This window comes from Bartonella sp. AP88HLJMH (assembly GCF_042195605.1).
In the GTDB taxonomy this organism is placed as follows: domain Bacteria; phylum Pseudomonadota; class Alphaproteobacteria; order Rhizobiales; family Rhizobiaceae; genus Bartonella.
In genome coordinates, this window is record NZ_JBHIOR010000003.1 from 183610 (window position 1) to 193001 (window position 9392).

A 9392-nucleotide genomic window follows, 5' to 3' on the forward strand; every position below is an offset into this window, starting at 1 on the left:
GCTTGTATAGGCTTTAATGGGGCGGTTTATCGGAAGTTTTGTTGTTTTCTGTGAATTTGCAAAATCGTAAAAACGTGGAACTGTAAAAAGGTGTGTGGTTGGTCAAGAGCCGTGATGGTTGTGAGAGGGGGATAAGCCCGTGTGAGAAGGGTTAGAAAAACGTTTGGTTTTGAAGCTGTTGATATAGGCATGCTGTTTAGAGGCGTAAGGGAGGGGGATTGTTCGTTCTCAAAGCCTATGATGTAAGAGAGTATGAGTTATTTAAGAGGGTGTTCGGGTATGGATAGAGATTGAAGGGGCTCGGCTTCTTTGCAAAGCCATAGGTGTTGCTCATAAGTTTTGTTTATTCATATGGTTTTTTATGGCATTCAGTACCTGTTGGCTTATCTCCTTATGGGTCAGCCATCGTAAACCTTTGGGCGTTGTTTTTTGTCCTAATTGAATGGGGATAAAATCAACCTTGTTTTTGCGCGCGCACTCGAGGATCATTTGATCATGCGTGTTGGAACCAAAAATATGAAGAATACATGGCGGTTTAGGCAAAAGAGCCAACTGCTCAATTAATGCGCAAGAAAATGCATAGGCGGGCGAATGAATCCATAATATGCAATATTTTAGATCATGCCATTGCTTCACAGCTTCTAAAAATTGCGCCTTTGATGCCGCACAATCATAATCCAACGACACGCACAACTGTTTGTTGTGCAATGCCTCAAGCTGGACTTTATGGGAAAGAAAGCGTGCAGCAATAATCACTTCTTGCGGCTCTAGTGATTGATACAAAGGGGCAAGCATCCCTGTGCCCCCTACCACTAAATAACGATAGTGCGCATCCTTTTTTTTCATGCCCCCTCCCTTATTACTTTAAATTCCACCTCTTTGCTTTAAAAATGTGTACATTTCATCAGCAAGTCTTTCACAACGTGTTTGTACCTCTTCACTTATAACTTTCCAAGTACGACCTTCATCATCTGAGGAAAAATCTTCGTTGGAAGAGGCGATTTGACATTGGAGTGTATAACCATAAAGCGTGTGCACCACCGGCACTAAATGTTCACAAGGTTGTGCGCATTTTTTGGCCGTACTCCCATGAGAGATAAGTCCAACAGGTTTATTTAAAAAGGCATTATAGCTCAAATTATCAAGAGCATTTTTTAAAACACCCGAATAAGATCCTTGATAAACAGGGCTTGCTAGAATAACGCCATCAGCCGCGGCAATGGTTTTGACAAACTCACGGACCGCAGCACTTGGATTAGCCTCTACCTGCTGATGATAATCTGGATCTGTCATCGGCAAGGGCTGTTCACGCAAATCAACCCAATGAAGTGATGCACCCCGCTTTATGAGGCAATCCGCTAAATAATTGGCTAAAGTTCTTGTTAAGGAAGGTTGACGCACAGACCCCAAAATAATTGCTATATTCAACAGGATTCTCCTTTATCTTTTCCCCACAAGCCTATAACGCAAGGCTTATAAAGAATTGTGAGTAAAATGGCGCGTATCATTATGCTGTCCATAAAGAGCAATTGTGATGATATCGCATCATCATAGAATCAGTCCATGCTAACAAGATTGTTGACAAAACAATACCTCAAATTTGCAAGGGAATGTTAGTGCTTTCATTAATATTAAAATGCTTGATCTCAAGAATTGCGGCTTTCTCTCTGTCTTAGAAGCGCTTTTATGAATATATTCTAAGCTATTGGCTTGCAAGAACTCTAATGAAAAATGGAATGTATCGTCATATTTTGAATGTTCATTGATCCTTTTTAATTGGAATAAGAAAGTTGTAAGATTTTCTCATTTCAAATGCTCTTATTGCGCGATCAATTTGCGCATCAATGGAAGTTCCTTTTTTCATGTCTTAAGTGGGCGGAAAACAATAGAGAAAAGAATAAAAATGCTTCTGTCTTTTCAAGGGATAAAGGCTATCGTAGAAGCTAGATAGGGCTGTTTGTAGGGGGCAGCGGTATGGCTGTTGTAGAAGGGGTGGTGGGTATGGCTGTTGTAGGGGGGGTGCGGGTAAAGGCTGTTGTAGAGGCAGCGGTATGGCTGTTGTAGGGGCAGCGGTATGGCTGTTTGTAGGGGGCAGTGGTATGGCTGTTTGTAGGGGCAGAGCGGTATGGCTGTTTGTAGGGTGCGGGCGGGTATGGCTGTTGTAGGGGAGCGGGTATGGTTGTTGTCGGGAGCCTTAGGGTAATGGGGGGGGCCGTGTTGAGGAACGAGTTATGGCATGGCTTGTTGCAAGGGGAGGATAAGGCTATTGTAGAGGCTGCAGGGGGCGTATATGAATGGTGCTGGATTACATTTTTTATTGAAATAATGGTGGTGATAGAGTTTATAGTAAGGGGATATATTCATGGGAGCGCTATTGTTATCCCTTTCATGGGGGATGTTCATGAAATGGGGGTGATGCGCGTTGGTTTGGAAGTGTTGAGAGATTTCTTTAAAACAAGCACGTGAATTGGCAAAAATATTGGCAACATGAATATGCAATACGAGTATTTTCTGGGGTGTTCTGTTTGACGATAATGGATGCAATTGTGCTTTGAGAGATTATGCGTGTCCTTATAGAGTTAGGGAAAAACAGTTACATAAAAGGGAAGAGCAAATGAAGGGGGAAAATTCCACATTTTATAACAAACGGTGCTCTCTTTTTTTTGGAAAATCATTTCGTTCTTATAAAGACCATATGATCATTTGTCTTATTTCTATCCTTGTTGGGATAGGTTATAAAGCTCTTTTGATCCCATTAGAAGCCAAGTGGTCGTTGAGTGTATCGCAGGATAGCACTCTTTTAGCGCTTTTTGTGCTACGTGAAGTCATCATGGTTGTTGTTGTTGCCTCGATGCCTGTTTTATTGGTGCTTTATCTCATCTTAACGTATTTGTTGAAAAAAAGGATTCAGAATTTAGAAGAGGCTATCCAGCAACGGGGTCACACAATCGATCAACAAAATAATCCAGTAAAAAAGGATAGAGAAAAAATAAGCTGTTTTTTTATCGTATACTTTTGGTTGATATTTCTGCTAAACGTCTTTTTTCCTGCGGGTGTTGTCATGCTCATTTTAGAATTTTATTATTTTGTTTTCAAGCAGGTGAGAACGTATTGTAGAGTGAAACGGGAATTAAAACGCATAAGATAAAGAGAGTGACAAGGCGCTTTTGTCGCTATCGTAAGGGGGGAGAGGCAATGTTTGGAAGCTCGTGACACAAGAAGAGGGGAGGATGAATGGTTGGAAAATTATCAGGCAAAGAGGAGAGCCTATTTTCGTTTGTAATGAGGAGGATGCTCTTAATCATTTGGAAGAGCAACCACGCTTTTAGAAAATTGGGGTCTTTTGTTGAAAATAAGGGAAACACTATGCATCGCACTTTTCGTGGTTCTTAAAAGAGCGGGCATGAGATAAAGAGCGGGCATGAAATAAAGAAATGCGTTTTTCATAAAAAGGAAGAGCAATGAAGGGGAAAAATTCAGCATTTTATTCAGCATTTTATAATGAACTACGCTATTTTTTCGAAAAAAGTGTTTTTTCTGAGGAAGAGCGTGTTGTCATTTGTTTTCTCTCACTCATTATTGAGCTATGGAACAGGATTTTCTTTCTTGAGCTGTGGAACAGGATTCTCTCTCTCATCCTTGGATAGCAAAGAGTACAGCATTTTTTCTCTTGAGCTGTGGAACAAGATTTTCTTTCTCCTATCCTTGGGTAGCAATGGGGAACGGACAGGGTGGTGGGATACACCTCTTTTTCTCTCTCTGTATGCGTTTTGGAAAGTTATTATAGTGTGTGTTTTGGTCTTATTCCCAGTTATGTTGATACTCTACATCACATTGTGGTTTTTGTTGAGAAAAAATACTCAAAAATTGAAAGAAATAAACCAGCAACGGGGTAAAATAACCGATCAAAAGGATCGATATAAAAAAGGCGATAGAGAAAAAAGGGGTGATATTCTTGTCATGATATTTGTTTTCGTGCTTATGTGTGTGACATTGGTGGTTGCTTGTATTCCCATGATGATTTTAGAACTTTATTATGGTGTCTTTAAGCAGGTGAGAACGTATCGTAGAATGAGACGGCTACTAAAACGCGTAAGATAAAGAGAGTGACAAGGCGCTTTTGTCGCTATCGTAAGGGGGGAGAGGCAATGTTTAGAAGCTCTCGTGACACAAGAAGAGGGGATGGTTGGAAAATTATCAGGCAAAGAGGAGAGCCTATTTTCGTTTGTAATGAGGAGGATGCTCTTAATCATTGAGAAGAGTAACCACGCTTTTAGAAAATTGGGGGGTTTTGTTGAAAACAAGGGAAGCGCCATGCATCGCACTTTTCGTGGTTCTTAAAAGAGCGGGCATGAGATAAAAAAATGCGTTTTTCATAAAAAAAGGAAGAGCAATGAAGGGGAAAAAGTCAGCATTTTATTCAGCATTTTATAATGAACTACGCTATTTTTCTGGGAAAGATTATTTTTCTGTGCGAGAGTGTGTTGTCATTTGGTTCCTCTCGCTCATTATTGAGTTGTGCAACAGGATTTTCTTTCTCTCATCTTTGGGTAGCCAAGAGAACTTGACAGGGTGGCAGGATACACCTCTTTTTCTCTCTCTGTATGCGTTTTGGCAAGTTATTACAGTGTGTGTTTGGGTCTTGTTTCCAGTTCTGTACATACTCTTCATAACATTGTGGCTTTTGTTGAGAAAAAATACTCAAAAATTGAAAGAAATAAACCTGCAACGGGGTAAAATAACCGATCAAAAGGATTGGTATAAAAAAGGCGATAGAGAAAAATGGAGTGATATTCTTGTTACAATATTCGGTCTCGTGCTTCTGTTCGTGACACTGTGGGTTGCTTGTATTCCTATGATGATTTTACAACTTTATTATGGTGTCTTTAAGCAGGTGAGAACGTATCGCTGTTTAAGAAAAGAACTGAAAAACGTCTTGCAAGAACAGGATACAGCGCTTGAGAAGTCATGAGAGGGAAAAAATAATGAAGAAATTATGAGAGATTCAGCCTTTATAGGGATTGCTCTCTATACCATTTTGCCTTTGATATGTTTTGGTGTTTTTTATGGGGTGTCCGTAAAACATTGCTTTAAAGGAGCAGTGTTGGGTGGCATTGAGTGGAAGAAAAGCCGATTATGGATCAGTGTTGATTAAAGGGAATAAGAGCCCGTGGGGTTTAGAGCCTAGAGTGAGCGCTTGGGACTTACTTTATCGTTTGAGGCGTGAGGAAGGAACGGTTTTGCTCGTAGGGGCGCGCGGTATATGGGTTGTTTTCGTATTTTTAGGAGCCTTGTTCATTCAAGCTTTGAAATGAATCCTATTGAAGGTGGGGATGCAGGGTCATTTTCTTGAAAATAGGAGAATTTTTAGGAAGAAAAAGCTGAATTGTGACTATTGTTTATAGATTGGTACGGTTTGAAAATCTTCACTATTTGAGATGTGAGGAAGGTAAGAGGGTAGCAAGGTAGCAGGAATATTATTATTTTTATTATGACGCAATCCATAATGGTCTGTGTACTTTTCTTGATTTCGGTGATATTTGGGTTTTGCATCATCATAATGCGTAAATTGGAAAAAAAGATCCAGAAACGAGAAGAGGCAATCTCTGTGTGATAGCAAATAAGCTCTCTGTCACACGGGGTCTTTTCAAAGAGAGGGGAATACATGAAGGAGCAAAATTGGGCATCAGAGCAAGAAACGCATAAAGGAGCGCATTCTTTTTCGCTCCAGCAAGTGTTGCTCTCAGCAAAGGATTATAAAATTATCTTTGCTATTGCGGTTCTCATTGTCATCTGGAGAATGGTTCTAGAAATACCAGGTGTATTAAATTGGCAGCTGACAGGGTGGCAATATGTTGTGCATGCCGTTCTCTTTAAAACAACGGTCGCCATAACGGCCTGTGTTATTATTTTTATTCCGGTGATGTTACGGCTTCGCACCAAAGTGACGGGTGAGTTGTACAAAAATATTCAGAAACTAGAAGAAGCAATCTCGGTGCGAGAGCACATAAGCTCTCTGTCGCACGGGCTTTGTAAAGACTGAGAGGGGAAAAATGAACAGTGATCCTATAGCCGTATTTCTATTAGATCCCCTGTTTTGGGTGATGATTGTTATTTGCATGATCATTATCATGCTTGTTTTAGCTCTTTATACCTCTGTCTTTAAACGGATGAAAATGAATTTCCAAGTGAAAGGCGAGCTGGAAAGAGTGCTTCAAGAAAATGATCTTGCAACGCAGCAGTTTTGGAAAGATGAAGCCGTGGTGCAGAAGAGGCGTTTGCAACTAAAGGAAAAAGAGTTCTCTGCCGATTATGATGATGATGAAATTCTCACGATAGAAAGTGCAACAGGGCTTTTAAAAAGCTTGGGATGGTCAGTGGAAATCGAGGGAAAGGGAGATTATTTGGCAACCCTCTTTTTACCAGATCGTGAAGTGCAGTTTCTTTATAACGAGCAACGAGTGGAAGAGTTTTCGCCTTTTGATCGCGGACTTTTAATTATGAGCGGTATTTTTGCGGCGGCTTGTCAGACGATTAATCCGCATAATTCTGGGGTTTTGCCAACAGTATTTATGAATTTTGTGCCCAATGGATTGGAAATTTTTGAAGAAAAAGTGAGCGCCAAGCTTTTAAAGAAAGCACTCGATACAACTTTAAAATGGACAATGGAAGATGATTCTTTGCATGAAATGTTTCGCTCTCAATATGGTATTCCCCCTTGGGAAAAAGACTCTTTATCTTGGGCAACGGATGGAGACGTAGAGTTCGCACCTTATGCTTTGCTGCATCTTACTGCTCTTGCCTTGCTGGGCGATGTTGAGACTTTAGCTTCTTATGACGAAAGTTTTACGGCAGGGGAGAAGCTTGGCTTTGATGAAACCATTGAAAAAGTCCATTTGGAACGCGCGATGGTGATTGCTCAAGAAGTGAAAAGGGAAGGAAAGTTCAGTTACGATCTACTGGAACGGGTTGCTGAGAAGTGGTCTATAGCCATGGACTATCAGCTTTTCAGAGTGAGATCCCCTAATACGTGTAATCAAAAACGCGCTTTTCATAAAAAATTAGTCGAGGAGAAAAAACAAGAATTAAGGGAACAAGGATTTGATGTGAGTGATGAACAGTTCGTGTTTGAAGCAGAGGGGGTAAAACATGCTCCTGATATTACTTATATTAAAGATGGTGAACCTGCATTTATGGATATAAAAATTGATTAGTGTTGTACTCTCCTGTTGAAGGAAAGCACTCTTATTTAAAAGATGTGAAAGCGCCATGATTGAGACGCTTTCACACCTTTCTTACCAGAGCCAAATAAAGGGTTCGAAAAATCAAGAATAATAGCCAAGATTTTAAAAAATAGACTGAAAATGGCTTTATTCTCAAGAATAGAGGAGAAAAATCAATTATAAATTCTACTCTCTTCTTAAAGGCGGTCTCTTTTTTGTTAGAAAATGCTCATAAATTATCGCTTATTCAAGCGGTATGAGGGAAAGGTCCATTGACTAAAGCGCTATGGGGGGAGCTCCATTGACTAAAGGCGCTATGGGGAAGCTCTATTGACTAAAGTGCTATGGGAGGGAAGCTAGGGGGTAGAGCCTTTGTCATTTGAGGTGAGAGGAAGGCAAAAAATGGCATTTTTGAGCAGTGTTAAGCTTTTTTGCCTTTGAGGTATTTTTTGTCTTTTTAAGAAGTCCTTGCCAATGAAGCAGCGCTTGTTAAGCTTCAACAGTGTTTCAGTATGGTGATATTAATATAAAAAGTTATGGTGTTTTTGTGTTTTTCAGTCTGCTTCATGGAGATCTGTAAGCCAATCCGATGACAGAGAAGATGCATGGTCATTTTCTTGAAAACAGAAGAATTTTTGGGAAGAACAAGAAGATTGCGGACCCTTATTAACGAAAGCGCTATGGGAGCGAAGCTAGGGAGTTAGAGCCTTTGTCATTTGAGATGTGAGACAAGTAAAAATGGCATTTTTGAAGGCGATGATATTTGGCCAATAAAAATAAAAACACAATAAAAACTAAACTAAAACAAAGGAAAAATTAAACTAAAAAAGGCCCCATTTTATAAAGGGCCTTTTTATTTAAATTTTACAATATATACAAAATGTATATAACCTTACTTTAAGAACTTTTTGTATCTTATATTCTAGTAGCAACAAGTTGTACGAAATATATAATAAGTGATCCTAAAAAACCAGCTATTGCATTCAATAAATTTTCTGCTTTATCGTATATATCGTCGATTGATGCTTGTTCTGATGCGCTTCTATTACTGACTCTCAGTATATTCAATGTATCCGATGTGTCCCTTACTTGTTTAACAAAATGTAAATTTGTTTTCTCAATAGTATAAGGAGCAACAATAGGAGAGGGTTGTTTATTGACTATACGATCAGATTTTTGAATCGCGAGAGCTAAACCACTTGTAATAGCCCCAGCTATGAAAAAATATCTGATATTCATAGTTTTTCTCCTATATTTATTTCGATAAATAAATATCGATACGTATCATATATAAATTCGATTTAAATAACTATAGTAAAAATACAACAATCACAAAAAAGAATAAACTTTGTCTATATTTTGACAAAATTTACTCTTAATTGCCTTAATGAATTCTTTTAGATTCGATTTTATGAAGGCGTAAAAAAGTTTGAAAGCTCTGTAGGCAAGTGGAATCCCATAAGGTGGGTGATACAATAGTTGCTAGCAAACTTCTTTTTGTGCCTTTGACCAAGGATTCATAAAAATGAGGGTTCATAAAAATGAGATGCGATGAAAATTGAGTAAAACCCTTGAAGGGAAGGATTCACTCTATTGAAGGCGGAGTGCATCTTTTCCATGGATTGGATACTGCTTTATTGAGGGTTTGGCGGTATCTGTTGAGGGGAAGGATGCACTCTTTTGAGGGCTAGAGTGCATCCTCTTATAGATTGGATACTGCCTTTATGAGGGTTCGGCGGTATCTGTTGAGGGGAAGGATGCACTCTTTTTGAGGGCTAGGGTGCATCCTCTCATGGATTGGATACTGCCTTATGAGGGTTTGGCAGTTTCCGTTGAGGGGAAGGATGCACTCTTTTTGAGGGCTAGGGTGCATCCTCTTATGGATTGGATACTGCCTTATGAGGGTTTGGCGGTATCTGTTGAGGGGAAGGATGCACTCTTTTTGAGGGCTAGGGTGCATCCTCTTATGGATTGGATACTGCCTTATGAGGGTTTGGCGGTATCTGTTGAGGGGAAGGATGCACTCTTTTTGAGGGCTAGGGTGCATCCTCTTATGGATTGGATACTGCCTTATGAGGGTTTGGCGGTATCTGTTGAGGGGAAGGATGCACTCTTTTTGAGGGCTAGGGTGCATCCTCTTATGGATTGGATACTGCCTTATGAGGGTTT

Annotated in this window: 10 protein-coding genes; 7 read left to right on the forward strand and 3 right to left on the reverse strand. The window is 39.8% G+C overall.

Going from position 1 to position 9392, the window contains the following annotated elements; genetic code table 11:
* Positions 1–330: 330 nt before the first annotated feature.
* Together ACFIMA_RS02915 and ACFIMA_RS02920 are read right to left on the reverse strand one after the other, a co-directional pair.
* Positions 331–846 (reverse strand): short-chain dehydrogenase, encoded by a 516-nt coding sequence (locus ACFIMA_RS02915; RefSeq protein WP_375653576.1) that lies wholly within the window; start codon positions 844–846, stop codon positions 331–333.
* Positions 847–864: 18 nt separating this feature from the next.
* Complete coding sequence (locus ACFIMA_RS02920; RefSeq protein ID WP_375621749.1) at positions 865–1428, reverse strand: NADPH-dependent FMN reductase; 564 nt, start codon at positions 1426–1428, stop codon at positions 865–867.
* Between the two features lie 747 nt (positions 1429–2175).
* Here ACFIMA_RS02920 and ACFIMA_RS02925 point away from each other — a divergent pair.
* The 6 genes from ACFIMA_RS02925 to ACFIMA_RS02950 all read left to right on the forward strand — a co-directional run bounded on the left by ACFIMA_RS02925 (position 2176) and on the right by ACFIMA_RS02950 (position 7214).
* Complete coding sequence (locus ACFIMA_RS02925) at positions 2176–2466, forward strand: hypothetical protein (RefSeq protein WP_375653580.1); 291 nt, start codon at positions 2176–2178, stop codon at positions 2464–2466.
* A 148-nt stretch (positions 2467–2614) separates the two neighbouring features.
* The gene (locus tag ACFIMA_RS02930) at positions 2615–3148 is read left to right on the forward strand and encodes a hypothetical protein (RefSeq protein WP_375653584.1); all 534 of its coding nucleotides are present in this window, start codon (positions 2615–2617) and stop codon (positions 3146–3148) included.
* A gap of 1245 nt (positions 3149–4393) precedes the next feature.
* Positions 4394–4972 carry a hypothetical protein gene (locus ACFIMA_RS02935; protein ID WP_375677888.1) on the forward strand — a complete coding sequence of 193 codons (579 nt, stop codon included), beginning with the start codon at positions 4394–4396 and terminating at the stop codon, positions 4970–4972.
* Between the two features lie 136 nt (positions 4973–5108).
* Entirely contained in the window at positions 5109–5315 is a 207-nt protein-coding gene (locus ACFIMA_RS02940) for a hypothetical protein (protein ID WP_375621755.1), read from the forward strand.
* 350 nt (positions 5316–5665) lie between these two features.
* Positions 5666–6043, forward strand: a complete 378-nt coding sequence (locus ACFIMA_RS02945) for a hypothetical protein (RefSeq protein WP_375693092.1) — start codon at positions 5666–5668, stop codon at positions 6041–6043.
* Positions 6044–6053: 10 nt separating this feature from the next.
* Positions 6054–7214, forward strand: a complete 1161-nt coding sequence (locus ACFIMA_RS02950) for a DUF6990 domain-containing protein (RefSeq protein WP_375693093.1) — start codon at positions 6054–6056, stop codon at positions 7212–7214.
* Between the two features lie 924 nt (positions 7215–8138).
* Here the strand turns inward: ACFIMA_RS02950 and ACFIMA_RS02955 are convergent.
* Positions 8139–8462, reverse strand: a complete 324-nt coding sequence (locus tag ACFIMA_RS02955; protein WP_375621758.1) for a hypothetical protein — start codon at positions 8460–8462, stop codon at positions 8139–8141.
* Positions 8463–9015: 553 nt separating this feature from the next.
* Here ACFIMA_RS02955 and ACFIMA_RS02960 point away from each other — a divergent pair.
* Positions 9016–9392: hypothetical protein (locus tag ACFIMA_RS02960; RefSeq protein WP_375693732.1), on the forward strand; the 377-nt coding region annotated here is incomplete at its 3' end.